Annotated in this window: 23 protein-coding genes; 21 read left to right on the forward strand and 2 right to left on the reverse strand. The window is 61.5% G+C overall.

Going from position 1 to position 17,427, the window contains the following annotated elements; genetic code table 11:
• Positions 1 to 14: 14 nt before the first annotated feature.
• The 18 genes from rplE (at position 15) to dsbD (ending at position 10,811) form a co-directional block, all read left to right on the forward strand.
• On the forward strand, positions 15 to 554 hold the full coding sequence (gene rplE, locus ACR9ZC_RS08570) for a 50S ribosomal protein L5 (RefSeq protein ID WP_173256841.1): 540 nt from the start codon (positions 15 to 17) through the stop codon (positions 552 to 554).
• 7 nt (positions 555 to 561) lie between these two features.
• The gene (rpsN, locus tag ACR9ZC_RS08575; RefSeq protein WP_173256842.1) at positions 562 to 867 is read left to right on the forward strand and encodes a 30S ribosomal protein S14; all 306 of its coding nucleotides are present in this window, start codon (positions 562 to 564) and stop codon (positions 865 to 867) included.
• A gap of 14 nt (positions 868 to 881) precedes the next feature.
• Positions 882 to 1,277 carry a 30S ribosomal protein S8 gene (gene rpsH, locus ACR9ZC_RS08580; protein ID WP_173256843.1) on the forward strand — a complete coding sequence of 132 codons (396 nt, stop codon included), beginning with the start codon at positions 882 to 884 and terminating at the stop codon, positions 1,275 to 1,277.
• A gap of 21 nt (positions 1,278 to 1,298) precedes the next feature.
• Positions 1,299 to 1,829 carry a 50S ribosomal protein L6 gene (gene rplF, locus ACR9ZC_RS08585; protein ID WP_331568782.1) on the forward strand — a complete coding sequence of 177 codons (531 nt, stop codon included), beginning with the start codon at positions 1,299 to 1,301 and terminating at the stop codon, positions 1,827 to 1,829.
• A gap of 12 nt (positions 1,830 to 1,841) precedes the next feature.
• Positions 1,842 to 2,207 (forward strand): 50S ribosomal protein L18, encoded by a 366-nt coding sequence (gene rplR, locus ACR9ZC_RS08590; RefSeq protein WP_008923336.1) that lies wholly within the window; start codon positions 1,842 to 1,844, stop codon positions 2,205 to 2,207.
• A gap of 14 nt (positions 2,208 to 2,221) precedes the next feature.
• Positions 2,222 to 2,740: a 30S ribosomal protein S5 gene (gene rpsE / locus ACR9ZC_RS08595; protein WP_331568784.1), complete on the forward strand. Its 519-nt coding sequence runs from the start codon at positions 2,222 to 2,224 to the stop codon at positions 2,738 to 2,740.
• A gap of 16 nt (positions 2,741 to 2,756) precedes the next feature.
• Positions 2,757 to 2,939, forward strand: a complete 183-nt coding sequence (rpmD, locus tag ACR9ZC_RS08600; RefSeq protein WP_217283238.1) for a 50S ribosomal protein L30 — start codon at positions 2,757 to 2,759, stop codon at positions 2,937 to 2,939.
• Between the two features lie 29 nt (positions 2,940 to 2,968).
• Positions 2,969 to 3,403: a 50S ribosomal protein L15 gene (gene rplO / locus ACR9ZC_RS08605; RefSeq protein WP_481579974.1), complete on the forward strand. Its 435-nt coding sequence runs from the start codon at positions 2,969 to 2,971 to the stop codon at positions 3,401 to 3,403.
• A gap of 61 nt (positions 3,404 to 3,464) precedes the next feature.
• Complete coding sequence (gene secY / locus ACR9ZC_RS08610; RefSeq protein ID WP_481579975.1) at positions 3,465 to 4,811, forward strand: preprotein translocase subunit SecY; 1,347 nt, start codon at positions 3,465 to 3,467, stop codon at positions 4,809 to 4,811.
• A gap of 8 nt (positions 4,812 to 4,819) precedes the next feature.
• Positions 4,820 to 5,038 (forward strand): translation initiation factor IF-1, encoded by a 219-nt coding sequence (gene infA / locus ACR9ZC_RS08615; protein WP_004521905.1) that lies wholly within the window; start codon positions 4,820 to 4,822, stop codon positions 5,036 to 5,038.
• Positions 5,039 to 5,058: 20 nt separating this feature from the next.
• Positions 5,059 to 5,175, forward strand: a complete 117-nt coding sequence (rpmJ, locus tag ACR9ZC_RS08620) for a 50S ribosomal protein L36 (RefSeq protein WP_004199844.1) — start codon at positions 5,059 to 5,061, stop codon at positions 5,173 to 5,175.
• A gap of 41 nt (positions 5,176 to 5,216) precedes the next feature.
• Positions 5,217 to 5,582 (forward strand): 30S ribosomal protein S13, encoded by a 366-nt coding sequence (gene rpsM / locus ACR9ZC_RS08625; RefSeq protein ID WP_173256849.1) that lies wholly within the window; start codon positions 5,217 to 5,219, stop codon positions 5,580 to 5,582.
• A gap of 28 nt (positions 5,583 to 5,610) precedes the next feature.
• Positions 5,611 to 6,015, forward strand: a complete 405-nt coding sequence (rpsK, locus tag ACR9ZC_RS08630) for a 30S ribosomal protein S11 (RefSeq protein WP_017777173.1) — start codon at positions 5,611 to 5,613, stop codon at positions 6,013 to 6,015.
• 149 nt (positions 6,016 to 6,164) lie between these two features.
• Positions 6,165 to 6,788 carry a 30S ribosomal protein S4 gene (gene rpsD / locus ACR9ZC_RS08635; RefSeq protein ID WP_173256850.1) on the forward strand — a complete coding sequence of 208 codons (624 nt, stop codon included), beginning with the start codon at positions 6,165 to 6,167 and terminating at the stop codon, positions 6,786 to 6,788.
• 124 nt (positions 6,789 to 6,912) lie between these two features.
• Positions 6,913 to 7,890, forward strand: a complete 978-nt coding sequence (locus ACR9ZC_RS08640; protein WP_173256851.1) for a DNA-directed RNA polymerase subunit alpha — start codon at positions 6,913 to 6,915, stop codon at positions 7,888 to 7,890.
• A 138-nt stretch (positions 7,891 to 8,028) separates the two neighbouring features.
• On the forward strand, positions 8,029 to 8,424 hold the full coding sequence (rplQ, locus tag ACR9ZC_RS08645; RefSeq protein WP_440560559.1) for a 50S ribosomal protein L17: 396 nt from the start codon (positions 8,029 to 8,031) through the stop codon (positions 8,422 to 8,424).
• Positions 8,425 to 8,572: 148 nt separating this feature from the next.
• Complete coding sequence (gene cutA / locus ACR9ZC_RS08650) at positions 8,573 to 8,929, forward strand: divalent-cation tolerance protein CutA (RefSeq protein WP_173256853.1); 357 nt, start codon at positions 8,573 to 8,575, stop codon at positions 8,927 to 8,929.
• Positions 8,922 to 10,811, forward strand: coding sequence for a protein-disulfide reductase DsbD (gene dsbD, locus ACR9ZC_RS08655; RefSeq protein ID WP_481579976.1), 1,890 nt, complete (start codon positions 8,922 to 8,924; stop codon positions 10,809 to 10,811). Before cutA ends, dsbD begins: the two co-directional genes overlap by 8 nt.
• A 15-nt stretch (positions 10,812 to 10,826) precedes the next feature.
• On the opposite strand, the gene hemB is transcribed toward dsbD, so the two are convergent.
• Together hemB and yihA are read right to left on the reverse strand one after the other, a co-directional pair.
• Complete coding sequence (gene hemB, locus ACR9ZC_RS08660; RefSeq protein ID WP_481579977.1) at positions 10,827 to 11,825, reverse strand: porphobilinogen synthase; 999 nt, start codon at positions 11,823 to 11,825, stop codon at positions 10,827 to 10,829.
• A 269-nt stretch (positions 11,826 to 12,094) separates the two neighbouring features.
• Positions 12,095 to 12,733: a ribosome biogenesis GTP-binding protein YihA/YsxC gene (gene yihA / locus ACR9ZC_RS08665; RefSeq protein WP_481579978.1), complete on the reverse strand. Its 639-nt coding sequence runs from the start codon at positions 12,731 to 12,733 to the stop codon at positions 12,095 to 12,097.
• A 350-nt stretch (positions 12,734 to 13,083) separates the two neighbouring features.
• Between yihA and ACR9ZC_RS08670 the strand changes: the two genes are divergently transcribed.
• The 3 genes from ACR9ZC_RS08670 (at position 13,084) to ccsB (ending at position 17,242) form a co-directional block, all read left to right on the forward strand.
• Positions 13,084 to 13,731, forward strand: a complete 648-nt coding sequence (locus ACR9ZC_RS08670; RefSeq protein ID WP_481579979.1) for a c-type cytochrome — start codon at positions 13,084 to 13,086, stop codon at positions 13,729 to 13,731.
• Positions 13,732 to 13,863: 132 nt separating this feature from the next.
• Positions 13,864 to 16,053, forward strand: coding sequence for a cytochrome c biogenesis protein ResB (locus ACR9ZC_RS08675; protein ID WP_481579980.1), 2,190 nt, complete (start codon positions 13,864 to 13,866; stop codon positions 16,051 to 16,053).
• Between the two features lie 4 nt (positions 16,054 to 16,057).
• Positions 16,058 to 17,242, forward strand: a complete 1,185-nt coding sequence (gene ccsB / locus ACR9ZC_RS08680; protein ID WP_440560552.1) for a c-type cytochrome biogenesis protein CcsB — start codon at positions 16,058 to 16,060, stop codon at positions 17,240 to 17,242.
• Positions 17,243 to 17,427 lie beyond the last annotated feature (185 nt).

The following is a 17,427-nucleotide window of genomic DNA, read 5'->3' on the forward strand; positions in this document are numbered from 1 at the left end:
GCGGAGTGAAAAAAATGGCTCGTTTGCAAGAGTTTTACAAAGAGAAGGTTGTACCCGGCCTCATCGAGAAGTTCGGTTACAAGTCCGTCATGGAAGTGCCGCGCATCACCAAGATCACGCTGAACATGGGTCTGGGCGAAGCCGTCGCTGACAAGAAGATCATCGAGAACGCTGTCGGCGATCTGACGAAGATTGCTGGGCAAAAGCCTGTCGTGACGAAAGCGCGCAAGGCTATCGCTGGCTTCAAGATCCGTCAGGGCTATCCGATCGGCGCGATGGTCACGCTGCGCGGCCGCGCGATGTACGAATTCCTCGATCGTTTCGTCACGGTGGCGCTGCCGCGCGTGCGCGACTTCCGCGGTATCTCGGGTCGCGCGTTCGACGGTCGCGGCAACTACAACATCGGTGTGAAAGAGCAGATCATTTTCCCCGAGATCGACTACGACAAGATCGACGCGCTGCGTGGGCTGAACATCAGCATCACGACGACTGCGAAGACTGACGACGAAGCCAAGGCACTGCTCGCCAGCTTCAAGTTCCCGTTCAGAAATTGAGGTTACCGTGGCTAAACTGGCACTGATCGAACGTGAAAAGAAGCGCGCCCGCCTTGCGGCGAAGTTCGCACCGAAGCGCACCGCGCTGAAGGCGATCATCGACGACCAAAGCAAGTCGGAAGAAGAGCGCTATGCGGCTCGCCTCGAGCTGCAGCAACTGCCCCGCAATGCCAACCCGACGCGCAAACGCAATCGCTGCGCGATCACGGGTCGGCCGCGCGGCACGTTCCGCAAATTTGGACTGGCGCGTAACAAGATTCGTGAAATCGCGTTCCGCGGCGAGATCCCCGGCCTCACCAAGGCGAGCTGGTAATAGGAGAAACATAAATGAGCATGAGTGATCCTATCGCCGATATGCTGACTCGCATCCGCAATGCGCAGATGGTCGAGAAAGTCTCGGTGACGATGCCCTCGTCGAAAGTGAAGGTGGCGATTGCGCAGGTCCTGAAGGACGAAGGCTATATCGAAGACTTCGCTGTGAAGTCGGATGGTGTGAAGTCGAATCTGCATATCGGGCTGAAGTACTACGCGGGCCGTCCGGTGATCGAGCGCCTCGAGCGCGTCTCGAAGCCTGGTCTGCGCGTGTACCGCGGTCGCAACGACATTCCGCAGGTCATGAATGGCCTCGGTGTGGCGATCGTCTCGACGCCCAAGGGTGTGATGACGGACCGCAAGGCGCGCGCGAATGGCGTCGGCGGCGAAGTCATCTGCTACGTCGCTTAACGCCGAAAGAGGAGAAGAAACATGTCTCGAGTAGGTAAAAGCCCGGTCGCGCTCAGCGGCGCCGAAGTGAAGGTCGCCGATGGCTTCATCACGGTGAAGGGCCCGCTCGGCACGATTTCGCAAGCGTTGAACAAGCTCGTGAACATCGTCGTCGACGGCGCGTTCCTGAAGTTCGAGCCGGTCGGCGAAAGCCGTGAAGCCAATGCGATGTCAGGCACGATGCGTGCCATCGTCGCGAACATGGTGCACGGTGTCACCAAAGGTTTCGAGCGTAAGCTGACGCTCGTGGGCGTGGGCTATCGTGCGCAAGCGCAAGGCGACAAGCTGAACCTGTCGCTGGGCTTCTCGCACCCGGTGGTGCACCAGATGCCTCAAGGCGTGAAGGCGGAAACGCCCTCGCAAACGGAAATCGTGATCAAGGGGATCGACAAGCAGCAAGTCGGCCAAGTCGCTGCCGAAGTGCGCGGCTATCGCCCGCCTGAGCCCTACAAGGGCAAGGGTGTGCGCTACGCCGACGAGGTGGTGATCCTCAAAGAAACGAAGAAGAAGTAAGGGTGCGCAATCATGGATAAGACTCAATCTCGCCTGCGCCGCGCTCGTCAGACGCGTATCAAGATCGCCGAACTGCAGGTCGCACGCCTCGCCGTGCACCGCACGAACACGCATATCTACGCGCAAGTGTTCTCGCCCTGCGGCACCAAGGTGCTCGCCAGTGCGTCGACGCTCGAGGCCGAAGTGCGTGCTCAGCTGGCCGACCAGTCGGGCAAGGGTGGCAACGTTGCCGCTGCCACGCTGATCGGCAAGCGCATCGCGGAGAAAGCCAAGGCTGCCGGCATCGAATCCGTCGCCTTCGACCGCTCGGGTTTCCGCTACCACGGCCGCGTGAAGGCGCTGGCTGATGCGGCGCGCGAAGCCGGGCTCAAGTTCTAAGGGAAGAATTCGTCATGGCAAAGATGCAAGCGAAAGTTCAGGCTGACGAACGCGACGACGGCCTTCGCGAAAAGATGATTTCGGTCAATCGCGTGACCAAGGTCGTGAAGGGTGGCCGGATTCTCGGTTTCGCCGCCCTGACCGTGGTTGGCGACGGCGATGGCCGTGTCGGCATGGGCAAGGGCAAGGCGAAGGAAGTGCCCGTTGCCGTGCAAAAGGCAATGGAGCAGGCTCGCCGCAACATGTTCAAGGTGCCGCTCAAGAACGGCACGCTGCAGCACGAAGTGCACGGCAAGCATGGCGCATCGAAGGTCCTCCTCGCTCCGGCGAAGGACGGTACCGGCGTGATCGCCGGCGGCCCGATGCGCGCCGTGTTCGACGTGATGGGTGTTCAGAACGTCGTGGCCAAGAGCCACGGTTCGACGAACCCTTACAACCTCGTTCGTGCGACGCTCGACGGTCTGCGCAAGCAGTCGACGCCGGGTGACATTGCGGCCAAGCGCGGCAAGTCGGTCGAAGATATTTTGGGCTAATGCCTGGGTGGTCACCATGTCTGAAAAAACTGTCAAGGTTCAGCTCGTCAAGAGCCTGATTGGGACCCGCGAAACGCACCGTGCCACGGTGCGCGGCCTGGGCCTGCGCCGACTCAACTCGGTTAGCGTTCTGCAAGATACGCCCGCCGTGCGCGGCATGATCAACAAGGTTTCGTACCTTGTTAAGGTCGTCGACTGAGCGCGGACCAGGGACTCGAGGAGTTGAATATGGAATTGAATAACCTGAAGCCGGCCGAAGGCGCGAAGCACGCCAAGCGCCGCGTCGGCCGCGGTATCGGCTCGGGCCTCGGCAAGACTGCGGGTCGCGGCCACAAGGGTCAGAAATCGCGTTCGGGCGGCTTTCACAAAGTCGGCTTCGAAGGCGGTCAGATGCCGCTGCAGCGTCGTTTGCCGAAGCGCGGCTTCACCTCGCTGACGAAGGAATTCGTCGGTGAAGTGCGCCTCTCCGACCTGGAAAAGCTGCCCGTCGACGAAATCGATCTGCTCGCGCTCAAGCAAGCCGGTCTCGTCAACGAGCTGACGAAAAGCGCCAAGATCATCGCCACGGGCGAAATCAAGCGCAAGATCGTCGTGAAGGGTCTGGGTGCAACGAAGGGCGCTCGCGCGGCAATCGTTGCAGCCGGCGGCTCGTTTGCCGAGTAATTGGCTTTCGCTCGCGTGAGAAGCCGATTGCCGGTCATGGTATTTGCATCGGAGAAGGTACTTGGCTAACAGCCCGAGTCTTGCAAAAACCGGGAAAAGCGCAGCGAAGTTCGGCGACCTGCGCCGGCGAGCAGTCTTTCTGCTGCTGGCGCTCGTCGTTTATCGAATCGGCGCGCATATTCCGGTGCCGGGCATCGACCCGGATCAGTTGGCGAAGCTGTTCCAAAGCCAATCTGGCGGCATCCTGGGCATGTTCAACATGTTCTCGGGTGGCGCGCTGTCGCGGTTCACGGTGTTCGCGTTGGGGATCATGCCGTACATCTCCTCGTCGATCATCATGCAGCTGCTCGCGATCGTTTCGCCGCAGCTCGAAGCGCTGAAGAAGGAAGGGCAGGCGGGGCAGCGGAAGATCACGCAGTACACGCGGGTCTTCACCGTATTGCTGGCGACGTTCCAGGCGTTCGGCATCGCCGTTGCGCTCGAAAACCAACCGGGCCTCGTGATCGATCCTGGCATGGTCTTTCGGCTGACGACGGTCGTGACGCTCGTGACGGGCACGATGTTCCTGATGTGGCTCGGTGAGCAGATTACAGAGCGCGGGCTCGGCAACGGCATCTCCATCATCATCTTCGGTGGGATCGCGGCCGGATTTCCGAATGCGATCGGCGGGCTCTTCGAGCTGGTGCGCACGGGTTCGATGAGCATCATTTCCGCGATCATCGTCGTGGCACTGATTGCGGGCGTGACCTATGTCGTCGTGTTCATCGAGCGCGGTCAGCGCAAGATTCTCGTGAACTACGCGAAGCGCCAGGTCGGCAACAAGATTTACGGTGGGCAGTCGTCGCACCTGCCGCTGAAGTTGAACATGTCGGGCGTGATTCCGCCGATCTTCGCATCGTCGATCATCCTGTTCCCGGCCACGATCCTGAACTGGTTCAGCTCGGGTTCGCGCGGCGGCTGGTTCAACCAGACGTTGCACAACGTAGCGGAGGCGCTGAAGCCTGGGCAGCCCGTCTACGTGTTGTTGTATGCGTTGGCGATCGTGTTTTTCTGCTTTTTCTACACCGCGCTGGTGTTCAACAGCAGGGAAACGGCCGACAACCTGAAGAAAAGCGGTGCTTTCGTTCCAGGGATTCGTCCTGGCGATCAGACCGCACGCTATATCGACCGCATCCTCACGCGGCTGACGCTGGCTGGTGCGATTTATATCGTGTTCGTCTGTCTGCTGCCTGAGTTTCTGGTGCTGCGCTGGAACGTGCCGTTTTATTTTGGCGGAACGTCGCTGCTGATCATTGTCGTCGTCACGATGGACTTCATGGCGCAGGTGCAGTCGTACGTTATGTCGCAACAGTATGAATCGCTGCTCAAGAAAGCCAATTTCAAGGGCAGCAACATCCCGATGCGTTGAAAGGACTTATGGCCAAAGACGATGTAATCCAGATGCAGGGCGAGGTGATCGAGAACCTGCCCAATGCGACCTTCCGCGTGAAGCTGGAAAACGGCCATGTCGTATTGGGACATATCTCGGGCAAGATGCGGATGCACTACATCCGTATCCTGCCGGGCGACAAGGTGACGGTTGAGTTGACGCCTTACGATCTGTCGCGTGCGCGGATCGTGTTCCGGGCGAAGTGATTTGAAAAAAGGGTAATATCATGAAAGTGATGGCATCGGTTAAGCGCATTTGCCGCAATTGCAAGATCATCAAGCGCAAAGGCGTTGTGCGCGTGATTTGCAGCTCTGATCCGCGCCACAAACAGCGTCAAGGCTAACGCCGACGCTTTTGCTTGCGCTTTTTGTTTGAGGAAAAACAATGGCTCGTATTGCAGGGGTGAACATCCCGAACCACCAGCACGCCGAAATCGGCCTCACGGCGATCTTCGGTGTCGGCCGCACGCGCTCGCGCCGGATTTGCGAGGCGGCGGGTGTCGACTACTCGAAGAAGGTCAAGGACCTGACGGACGCGGATCTCGAAAAGCTGCGTGACGAAGTCGGCAAGTTTGTCGTCGAGGGCGATCTGCGCCGCGAAGTGACGATGAACATCAAGCGCCTGATGGATCTCGGCTGCTACCGCGGCGTGCGTCATCGCAAGGGGCTGCCCCTGCGTGGCCAGCGTACGCGCACGAATGCCCGTACGCGCAAGGGTCCGCGCCGTGCAGCGCAATCGCTGAAGAAGTAAGCGGGACTGACAGTTACAGGAAAATGTAATGGCTAAGGCTTCGAACAACACCGCGGCGCAACGCGTTCGCAAGAAGGTCAAGAAGAACGTCGCCGAGGGCGTGGTTCACGTTCACGCGTCGTTCAACAACACCATCATCACGATCACCGATCGTCAGGGCAACGCGCTTGCCTGGGCGACCTCGGGCGGTCAAGGCTTCAAGGGCTCGCGCAAGTCCACGCCGTTCGCGGCGCAGGTTGCGGCGGAGTCGGCTGGCCGCGTGGCGATGGAATACGGCGTGAAGAACCTCGAAGTGCGGATCAAGGGTCCCGGCCCGGGTCGCGAGTCGGCAGTGCGTGCACTGCATGGTCTTGGCATCAAGATCACCGCGATCTCGGACGTGACGCCGGTTCCGCACAACGGCTGCCGTCCGCCGAAGCGCCGCCGTATCTAAGGCGAGCGAAAGTACGACGCCTGTTGGCGCTTCATCGCGCCAGCAGGCTGTTTGCATCTCGATATCCTAAGCCCACCGTTCGGACCGACGAGTCCGGACTAGCGCGGAAAGTTTCATGTCCGCGTGATCAAACCCAGAAGGAACGCAAAGTGGCACGCTATACCGGCCCCAAAGCCAAGCTGTCTCGCCGTGAAGGCACCGATCTCTTCCTGAAGAGCGCGCGTCGCTCGCTCGCCGACAAGTGCAAGCTGGACAGCAAGCCCGGCCAGCACGGTCGCACCTCCGGCGCACGTACGTCGGACTATGGCACCCAGCTGCGCGAAAAGCAAAAAGTGAAGCGCATGTACGGTGTGCTCGAGCGCCAATTCCGCCGCTACTTCGCGGAAGCGGATCGCCGCAAGGGCAACACGGGCGAAAACCTGTTGCAATTGCTCGAGTCGCGCCTCGATAACGTCGTCTATCGCATGGGCTTCGGCTCCACGCGCGCGGAAGCGCGCCAGCTCGTGAGCCACAAGGCCATCACGATCAATGGCCAGGTCGCGAACATCCCTTCGCTGCAAGTGAAGGCCGGTGACATCGTCGCGGTGCGCGAGCAGGCCAAGAAGCAGGCTCGCATTCTCGAAGCCGTTTCGCTCGCCGAGCAAAGCGGTCTGCCGAGCTGGGTCGCGGTCGATACCAAGAAGTACGAAGGTACGTTCAAGCAGATGCCCGAGCGCGCCGACATTGGTGGCGATATCAACGAAAGCCTGATCGTCGAATTGTATTCGCGCTAATCGGATTTACGGCCGGGGTACCCCGATTGCGTCAGGCAAGGGGGCGCCTCGGCTGTTCATTTTCAGGTTGTTACCGGTCAGCCTTATCGGTGTAACGAGCCGAGGGTATTGAAAAGGAAAACCTATGCAAACCAGTTTGTTGAAGCCCAAGATCATCGCCGTGGAATCGCTTGGCGAGAACCACGCGAAAGTGGTCATGGAACCGTTTGAACGCGGTTACGGCCACACGTTGGGCAACGCGCTTCGGCGCGTACTGCTGTCGTCGATGATCGGCTACGCGCCGACCGAAGTGACGATCGCAGGCGTCGTGCATGAGTATTCGACGCTCGATGGTGTGCAAGAGGACGTCGTCAATCTGCTGCTGAACTTGAAGGGTGTCGTATTCAAGCTGCACAACCGGGATGAAGTGACGGTCACGCTGCGCAAGGAAGGCGAAGGCCTCGTGACGGCGCGCGATATCGAATTGCCGCACGACTGCGAAGTGATCAATCCCGACCATGTGGTTGCCCACCTCTCGAAGGGCGGCAAGCTCGACGTGCAGATCAAGGTCGAAAAGGGCCGCGGCTATGTGCCCGGCAACGTGCGCCGGTATGGCGAGGAAACGGCGAAGATCATCGGCCGCATCGTGCTCGACGCATCGTTCTCTCCGGTTCGCCGTGTGAGCTATGCGGTCGAGAGCGCGCGTGTCGAGCAACGTACGGACCTCGACAAGCTCGTGATGAACATCGAAACCAACGGCGTGATTTCGCCCGAGGAAGCGATTCGTCAATCGGCTCGCATTCTGGTCGACCAGCTTGCCGTCTTCGCTGCGCTGGAAGGAACGGAAGCTGCGGCCGAAGCGCCGTCGCGTGCGCCGCAGATCGATCCGATCCTGCTGCGTCCGGTGGACGATCTCGAACTGACGGTGCGTTCCGCGAACTGCCTGAAGGCCGAGAACATCTACTACATCGGCGATCTGATTCAGCGTACCGAAAACGAGCTGCTCAAGACCCCGAACCTTGGTCGCAAGTCGCTCAACGAGATCAAGGAAGTGCTCGCGTCGCGCGGTCTCACGCTCGGCATGAAGCTCGAAAACTGGCCGCCGGCCGGTCTCGACAAGTAAGCTGACTGGCAACAACGCGGATTTTCCTTTAAAATCCGCGTCTTGCTTTTTCATACCGGCCCGTGTCCCAGGCTTTTCCTTCAGGAAAGCCGCGACGATAGAAGAGCTGGATCAAAACTTTGAATCAAGGAAACTGAGATGCGTCACCGTCATGGTCTGCGGAAACTGAACCGCACGAGCAGCCACCGTTTGGCAATGCTCCGTAACATGTCCAACTCGCTGATCGAGCACGAAGTCATCAAGACGACGCTGCCGAAAGCGAAAGAACTGCGCAAGGTCGTCGAGCCGCTCATCACGCTCGGCAAGAAGCCTTCGCTCGCCAACCGCCGCCTCGCGTTCAACCGCCTGCGCGACCGCGATTCGGTCACGAAGCTGTTCGACGTGCTCGGTCCGCGCTTCGCGAACCGCCCCGGCGGCTATCTGCGCATCCTGAAGTTCGGGTTCCGCGTCGGCGACAATGCGCCGATGGCGCTCGTCGAACTGCTCGACCGCCCGGAACCGGTGGAAGGCGAAGAAGTGCAAGACGCGGAATAAGGCGTCCATCAACGCCGCGAAGCTCTTGCGGCAGCGATAAAAGGGGTCAAGCGCAGCTTGGCCCTTTTTTATCGTGCGCCCGGTGCGACGGACGAGTGTGGGCGCCGATCGGCGGGTGAACGGCGGCCGATGGTACGATAATGCGAGCATGTATGCCGTTGTTGGAGAGACCGTGTCTGTCGAAATCGTTCTGATGCTGACCACGCTGCCGGACGCCGCATCGGCGCAGGCGCTGGCGGATGCCGTCCTCGATGCGCGGTTGGCTGCGTGCGTTGCCGAATCGGCTCCGCTGCGTTCCCGTTATCGCTGGAAGGGGCAGAAGGAATCGGCTCAGGAAATCCAGTTGCTCTTCAAGACCAGCGTCGCGCGTGCGCTCGAGCTCGAGCAATTCATTGCGGAGCACCATCCCTATGAGACGCCCGAGATCGTATCGTGGCCGGCAAGTGCCTCGACGGCTTACGGGCAATGGGTGGTGGCCGAAACTCATCGTCCAATCCATGTTTAGATCGCCCGGCGCGCATGCAGGATCGCTCGCGCGCTTCTTCTTCCTGATCCCGCTCGTGCTCGCCGCTTGCTTGATGGCGAGCTTCGGCACGTCGGCGCGCGCCGACGATTTTCTCGATCCCTCGGCTGCGTTTCGTTTCAGCGCATCGGAGGTACCGGGCGCGGTCGACGTTCGTTTCCAGATTGCCGATGGCTACTACCTGTACCGGGAGCGCTTCGCGTTTGCGGTGAAGACTGGAACCGCGACGCTCGGCGAACCGCAACTGCCCGCTGGCCATGTCAAATTCGACGAGACCTTCCAAAAGAACGTCGAAACCTATCGGCAAAGCGTCGTCGTTCATGTACCGGTGAAAGCGGCGAGCGGGCCCTTCGAATTGGCTGTGACCTCGCAAGGTTGTGCGGACGCGGGGATCTGCTATCCGCCCGATACGCATGTCTATCGGGTGAGCGGCGCGGCCTTGCAGTCGGGCGCACCGGGCGCGGGCACAACGGTCGCGCCCGAGGGCACCGCTGGAAACGGCGGGTCGTCTTCCTGGTATGACCGGCTCACGAGCGCGGATTACGCGGGCTCGCTGCTGCAAGGCGGCGGCTTCGCGGCAACGGTCGGCCTCTACTTTCTCGCGGGTCTCGTGCTGAGTCTGCTGCCTTGCTCGTATCCCATGATCCCGATTCTCTCGGCGATCATCATCGGGGAAGGGCACCGCGTCACCCATGCGCGCGGATTCGCGCTGTCGCTGTCATATGTGATCGGCATGGCGCTCGTTTATACGGCCCTCGGTATTGCCGCGGCGCTCGTCGGGCAGAGCCTTGGAGGATGGTTGCAGAATCCGTGGGTCCTCGGCGCCTTTGCGCTGCTGCTGACATTGTTCGCGTTGTCGTTGATCGCGGGCCTCGATATCGCGTTGCCGCAGCGCTGGCAGGACCGGATGTCCGAGGCATCGAACCGGCGACCGGGCGGCAAGCTCGCAGCCGTCGCCGCAATGGGCGCCTTGTCGTCCCTGGTCGTCGGTGCGTGCATGACGGCGCCGCTGTTTGCCGTGCTCGCATTCATCGCACACACGGGCAACGCGTTGCTCGGCGGGGTGGCACTTTTTTCGATGGGGATCGGGCTCGGTGTGCCGCTTTTGATCGTCGGGCTGGGTGCCGGCGCACTCCTGCCGCGCGCGGGCGGATGGATGGAGGGCATCAAGGTCTTCTTCGGCGTCGTGTTGCTGGCGGCCGCGCTGTGGATCGTCTGGCCCGTTTTGCCGGCGACGGCGCAGATGCTGCTTGGCGCGCTCTGGCTGCTGTTTGCCGCGGCGACGCTCGGTCTTTTTTCGCCGCATGCGGGCGCAGTCTCGACCTGGCGGCGTCTTGGACGCGGCATCGGAGCCGCATTTGCCATCTGGGCGGCCGCGCTCATCGTCGGGCTTGCCGCAGGGTCCACCGATCCATTGCGCCCGCTCGCGGTGCTCGCCGCGCGTGTCGGTGCATCTGCCGCGGCGACCGAGCAGCGGTTGGACCGCTCGTTTCAACCCGTGCGAAGCTCGGCCGAGCTCGATCGATCGATCAAGGCGGCGGGACGCCCGGCGATGCTCGATTTCTATGCGGATTGGTGCGTCAGCTGCAAGGAGATGGAGCGCTTCACCTTCGCCGATCCGCGGGTCCGCGCGCGCCTTGCTCAGTTGCAACTGCTGCGCGCCGACGTGACAGCCAACAACGCCGACGATCAGGCGCTTCTGAAGCGCTTTTCGCTATTCGGGCCGCCGGGGATCATTTTCTTCGACGCGGGTGGCAAGGAAGTTTTGCGTGTCGTCGGCTATGAATCGGCCGACAAATTTCTGCGCAGCCTGGATCGGGCGTTGGCGTCGAGCGGATCGTCAGTCGCGCTGACGATCCGGTAGCACAACTCATATCGGTTAGCGCCGATCCCGCAGCAACCGAGCGGCGTCCAGTGCGAAGTAAGTCAGCACACCGTCGGCGCCTGCGCGCTTGAATGCGAGCAGCGACTCCATCATCACCTTGTCGTGATCGAGCCAGCCGTTTTGTGCAGCGGCTTTCAGCATCGCGTATTCACCGCTCACTTGATAGACATAGGTGGGGAAGCGAAACTCGTCTTTCACCCGCCGCACGATGTCCAGATAGGGCATGCCGGGTTTCACCATCACCATATCGGCGCCTTCCTCGATATCGAGGCGGACTTCGCGCAACGCTTCGTCCGAGTTCGCCGGGTCCATCTGGTACGTCATCTTGTTGCTCTTGCCGAGGTTGGTCGCAGAGCCGACGGCGTCGCGGAACGGCCCGTAGAAGGCCGATGCGTACTTCGCCGCGTAGGCCATGATCCGAGTGTGGATGCGACGCTCGCTTTCGAGCATCTCGCGCAGTGCGCCGATGCGGCCGTCCATCATGTCTGACGGTGCGAGGATGTCCACGCCGGCCTCCGCTTGGGTGCGGGCCTGTTCGACGAGGATTTCAACCGTCTCGTCATTGAGCACATAACCCGCTTCATCGAGCACACCGTCTTGGCCGTGGCTCGTATAGGGATCGAGCGCGACATCGGTGAGGACGCCGAGTTCGGGGAAGCGGGCCTTGATCTCCCGCACCGCGCGAGGAACCAATCCTTCGGGATTCGCCGCTTCGCGGCCGTCCGGCGTTTTCAGCGAGGGCTCGATGGCCGGAAAAAGCGACAGCACGGGCACGCCCAGTTCGACGCACCGGTGCGCCACATCGAGCAGCAGATCGACCGATAGGCGTTCGACGCCCGGCATCGATGGCACCGCCTGCCTCACGTTCGAACCCTCGACGATGAATACCGGGTAAATGAGATCGTTGGTCGTCAATACGGTCTCGCGCATGAGGCGGCGCGAGAAGTCGTCGCGTCGCATCCGGCGCGGACGATGATGCGGATAAAAGCTCATGGTGTTTGTCGAGAACCGCTTCGAAGTTCGTCTAAATTCCGGCAAAACCGGCGCCAATCGTTTTTCGGACACTTTGCAGGGAGCGGGAACCTGCCCGGACGCTACTCTTTGCACGATGGTATATGATAGCGATCGAGTAACGCGCCTGGCGCGGAGCTCCCCGCTTCTCCTCCCTGAGCGGGTGCCTGTCGTTTTTCGATTAGGCTGTTTAACCCGCCGAGGTCCGGCGGGTTTTTTTCTGGTTTTGAGATAGTGCCCGCAATGCGGGTTTACGAACCTCGTTCGGATGCCGCCAGCCAACCCTCGATGACGACATGAGCGTCTTCGAGCCCTGTCCGTTTGAGCGCCGAAAAGAGTTGCGCGGTGAGCTCGCCGCGATAGCCAGCGTCGCGATATTCGGCGAGCCCTTTTTGCGTGGCCCGCAGTGCATTGGTGCCCTCTTGGCGCGTCAATTTGTCGCACTTCGTGAGCAGCGTGTGAATCGGCTTGCCCGTCGGCGCGAACCACTCGATCATGCGGCGATCGAGCTCGGTCAGCGGACGCCGCGAATCCATCATGAGGATCATGCCGCGCAACTGGGCGCGGCTTTGCAAGTAGCTGGCGAGCAGCGCCTCCCAATGGGCCTTCGCGGCTCCGGGCACTTCGGCGTAGCCGTAGCCGGGCAGATCCACGAGATAGCCCACGGGTTCGTCGGCCGGCCCGACGCCGAAATAATTGATATGCTGCGTCCGGCCGGGCGTCTTGCTCGCGAAGGCAAGGCGCTTCTGGTTGCAAAGGACGTTGATGGCGGTCGACTTGCCGGCGTTGGAGCGGCCGGCGAACGCGATCTCCGGCGTGACTGTGCTGGGCAGGTCGCGCAGATGGTTGACGGTCGTGAAAAAGCGGGCTTGATGCAGCAAGAAGGCCATGGCGGAAGAGGTGGGCGGTCGAGCGAGACCGAAAAGTGGGGGCAAGCGCCCAGGGTGCAGCCGACTGGCGTCTTGGCGCATAGCGAGGTATTGTACAATACGACGGTTTGGCCGAAGACCGGACGAGGCCGCCAGCACGCGCTTCGCACGGCCTTTCGAGCCCGTATGGGCATGACGCCGCAGGCGTTTTTTTGCGGCGGAAATGATGGGCGCCGTCGTTTTCCGAAACCTCTCGAGGAACTGACCGGGCCGCTGGGCAACCGCTTGCAGCCCCAAGGGGAGATTGCTTGCTTGCGCCGCGAATGGGCTTCGGGACACTCAATTCTCAAAAGACGAAACCGGGTGTGCGAATGAATCGACTGTGCAAGTCTTTGGTGGTCCTTGAAGTCGTGGCGGCAGGTTTGATGGGTGTGGCGACAGGAGCAAGCGCGGCGGAAGCGCTCAAGCCCGATGCCAACAAGGGGCAAGCGATCGCAACGAGCGTGTGCGTCGCGTGCCATGGAGCGGACGGTAACAGTGCCAGCGCGGCATTTCCGAAGCTGGCCGGGCAGCATGAGCAGTACCTCCTGAAGGAGTTGAAGGACTTCAAGGTCAAGCCGGGCGAAAAAGCCGCGGTGCGGCAAAACCCGGTGATGGCGGGCATCGTCGCATCGCTGTCGGACCAGGATATGGCGAACGTCGCCGCGTATTTCGCCTCGCAAACGCCGAAGGGCGGCGCGGCGCGCGACGCCGCGACGGTCGCGTTGGGGCAGAAGATTTACCGTGGCGGCATTGCGGACAAGGGCGTGCCCGCTTGCGCGAGTTGCCATGGACCCACCGGGCAGGGCATTCCCGTGCAGTTCCCGCGCGTGTCGGGACAATGGGCCGATTACACGCATGCGCAGCTCACGGCGTTCGAGCAGGGAACGCGCAAGAACGATGTCATGCAGCCGATCGCCTCGCGGCTGACCGACACCGAAATGAAAGCGGTGGCGGACTACATGGCCGGCCTGCATTGACAGGTACGCGCCGCATTACATTTGACGCTCCGCTGTGCGACACGCGCGGCGAGACGCGGCAAGAACAAAAAAAGGGTGGGGGCGTCGTGTCGTCGGCGGCCCTACCCTTTTTTGCTGGCAGTTGGAGTTGGAATGAGCGTCACCACGTCGGGTTATGAATTGAAATCGGAACGGCGCACGCTGCGAAGCGCCGTGGAGCTCGTGAGCTCGATGCGTTTCGCGATCGCACTGCTTGTCGTGCTCGCGATCGCGAGCATCGTCGGCACGGTGCTGACGCAGGATGATCCTTACCCGAACTACGTCAATCAGTTCGGCCCGTTCTGGGCCGATATCTTCCGCGGGCTGAGCCTCTACACGGTCTATAGCGCGTGGTGGTTCATGCTCATTCTGGGCTTTCTGATCGTCTCCATTTCGCTTTGCGTGGTGCGCAACGCACCGAAGATGATTGCCGATGCGAAGAGCTGGAAAGACAGAGTGCGCGAGGGTAGCCTGCGCGCGTTTCATCACAAGGCGGAATACGCGTGCGGCGGTACACGTGCCGAAGCGGCCGGGCGTCTGGGCGCGTTGCTCGACAGGATCGGCTACAAGTACGTCGTACGCGAGAGCGGCGAAGCCACGCTGATTGCGGCGAAGCGAGGCGGGCTCGCGAAGATCGGCTACATCTTTGCGCACATCGCGATCGTGGTGATCTGTATCGGAGGATTGCTCGACAGCAACTTGCCGATCAAATTCCAGATGTGGCTCTTCGGCAAGACGCCGGTCACGAGCAACAGCACCATCAGCGAGATCGGGCCGGAGCATCGACTCTCGACCGGCAATCCCACGTTTCGCGGCTATGCGTGGGTGCCCGAGGGGCAACATGTATCGACCGCGATTCTGAACCAACCCAACGGTTCGCTGATTCAGGACCTGCCGTTCTCGATCCAGCTCGACAAGTTCATCGTCGATTACTACTCGACCGGCATGCCGAAGCTGTTCGCGAGCGACATCGTCATCACCGACCATAAGACCGGTGCACGCGTACCCGCGCGTATCGAAGTCAACAAGCCGTTCGAGTACGACGGTGTCTCGATCTACCAGTCGAGCTTCCAGGACGGCGGCTCGCAGATGACGATGACGGCGTGGCCGATGGTCGGCGCAACCGTCGCGACGGTCCCCGTGCACGGTGCGATCGGGGGCTCGGCCCCGCTTCCTGCGTCGATGCCCGACGCGGCCGGCCAGACGATCGAATTCTCCGACTTTCGGGCGATCAACGTCGAAAACGTCACCAACGGCTCCGGCAAGACGGACGTGCGCGGAGTCGCCGCTCAGCATCCGGTCGAGCGGTTTCTCGAGAACCGGCTGGGCTCGGGTGCAAAGAGCTCGAAGCCGGTGGACTTGCGCAACGTCGGCCCATCGGTGCAGTACAAGGTCCGGGGCAGCGATGGCCAGGCGCGTGAATTCAACAACTACATGCTGCCGGTGGACGTCGACGGCGAGCGGATGTTTCTTGCCGGGGTGCGCCTCGCTCCCGACGATCCGTTCCGCTATTTGCGCATTCCGGCCGATCAGGCGGGCACGGTCAAGGAATGGATGATGCTGCGCGCCGCGCTCGACAATCCTGCGTTGCGGACCGAGGCAGCCGAACGGTTCGCGCGTCGCGCGGTGGTGGATCAGAACCCGGAACTGCGCCAGCACTTGCAGGAAAGCGCGCAGCGCGTCATGTCACTGTTTGCCGGCGCCGGCGAGGGCGGGGGCAAGACGCCGACAGGTCAAGCCAACGCGGGCTTCCAGGCGATCGCGACCTTCATCGATCAGTCCGTGCCGAAAGGCGAACAGGAAAAGGCTGCATCGCTGTTGCTGCGCATGCTCGAGGGATCGATGTGGGAGCTTTGGCAATTGGCGCGCGAAGGTGCGGGCGAACCCGACGCGAGCCCCGATGCCGCCACGAGCCGCTTCGTGCAAAGCTCCATCAACGCCCTGTCGGACAGCTTCCTGTACGGCTCCCCGGTCTATTTGCAGCTCGATTCGTTCAAGCAGGTGCAGGCGTCGGTGTTCCAGTTGACGCGCGCGCCCGGCAAGAAAGTGGTATATCTTGGCAGCCTGTTGCTCGTGGCGGGCATCTTCTCGATGTTCTTTGTCCGCGAGCGACGGCTCTGGCTTTGGCTCAAGGAAACGTCCACGGGCGTGTCCGTGGTCATGGCGATGTCGACCGCGCGCAAGACGCTCGACTTCGACAAGGAATTCGCGCAAACGCGCGATACGGTGGGCGCCACGCTCGGCGTGGCCGCTCACGATATTGCAAGCGCACCGCCTCGCGGTGCCGACGATCTTACTCGGTAACATCATGGATCTGACCAACGCTTCCCGCTCCCGGCCCGCAACGGCTCGCCCTGCCGGCAACGTCTTGGACGAGCGTTCGTTTTTGCGACGGCTCACCGCCACCGACTGGTTGTTCGCTGCGGTGCTCGTCGCCGGCGCGGGATTTGGGGTCTCGCGCTACCACGCGTTCATGAACTACTACGACAAGCTCGTCCTTGTCGGCGCGGTGCCGGCGCTCGTCGTATTGGGGTGGCGCTGGAAGCCCGCTCGGCTCTTGATGGCGGGCATCGCATTGTTCGCGCTGTCGTCGATCGCGCTCTATCACGGCGATCTCACACGTGCCGAGGGCGCGTTCCTTCTCAAATATTTTCTGTCGAGCCAGTCCGCCATTCTCTGGATGAGCGCGCTTTTCGTGCTCGCCACGCTGTTCTATTGGATCGGCCTGCTTTCGCGCTCGCCGTCCGGTGCGGCGATCGGCTCGAAGCTCACCTGGTTCGCGGTGCTGATGGGCTTTACCGGAATGATGGTGCGCTGGTACGAGTCCTATCTGATCGGCGCGGACGTCGGGCACATTCCTATTTCGAACCTCTATGAAGTGTTCGTGCTGTTCTGCCTGATCACCGCGCTCTTTTATCTGTATTACGAACAGCATTACGGCACGCGTGCGCTCGGCTCGTTCGTGCTGCTCGTCATCAGCGCCGCGGTCGGATTTCTGATGTGGTATTCGATCGCGCGCGACGCCCAGCAGATCCAGCCGCTCGTGCCCGCGCTGCAAAGCTGGTGGATGAAGATCCATGTGCCGGCGAATTTCATCGGTTATGGCAGCTTCGCGCTGTCCGCCATGGTCGGCGTGGCTTATCTCGCCAAGGAGCGCGGCGTGCTGGCCGATCGGCTCCCTGCGCTCGAGGTGCTCGACGACGTGATGTACAAGTCGATCGCGGTCGGCTTCGCGTTTTTCACAATCGCGACGATTCTCGGCGCACTCTGGGCCGCCGAGGCATGGGGCGGATACTGGAGCTGGGATCCGAAGGAGACCTGGGCACTCATCGTCTGGCTCAATTACGCCGCCTGGCTCCATATGCGTCTAATGAAAGGGCTGCGCGGTTCGGTTGCCGCTTGGTGGGCGTTGACGGGCCTCATCGTGACGACGTTCGCATTTCTTGGCGTCAATATGTTCCTGTCGGGGCTGCACAGTTACGGCAAACTGTAGGTGTTTAAGCGCGTGTGCCGCTGGGTTCGAAAAAACCGCCGAGTGGCTCACCGGCGGTTTTTTTACGTCCGGCGCGATGCTCCAGCGGGCGCTTCGCGCTCATGCGGCGCAAATCGTCCGTTTATTTCGATGCATCCGGATGCGCCCGCGAACGGTATATAGAAGCGACGGGCCGATCGGACGGA

Source organism: Trinickia sp. HAY1-2D, from assembly GCF_056754935.1.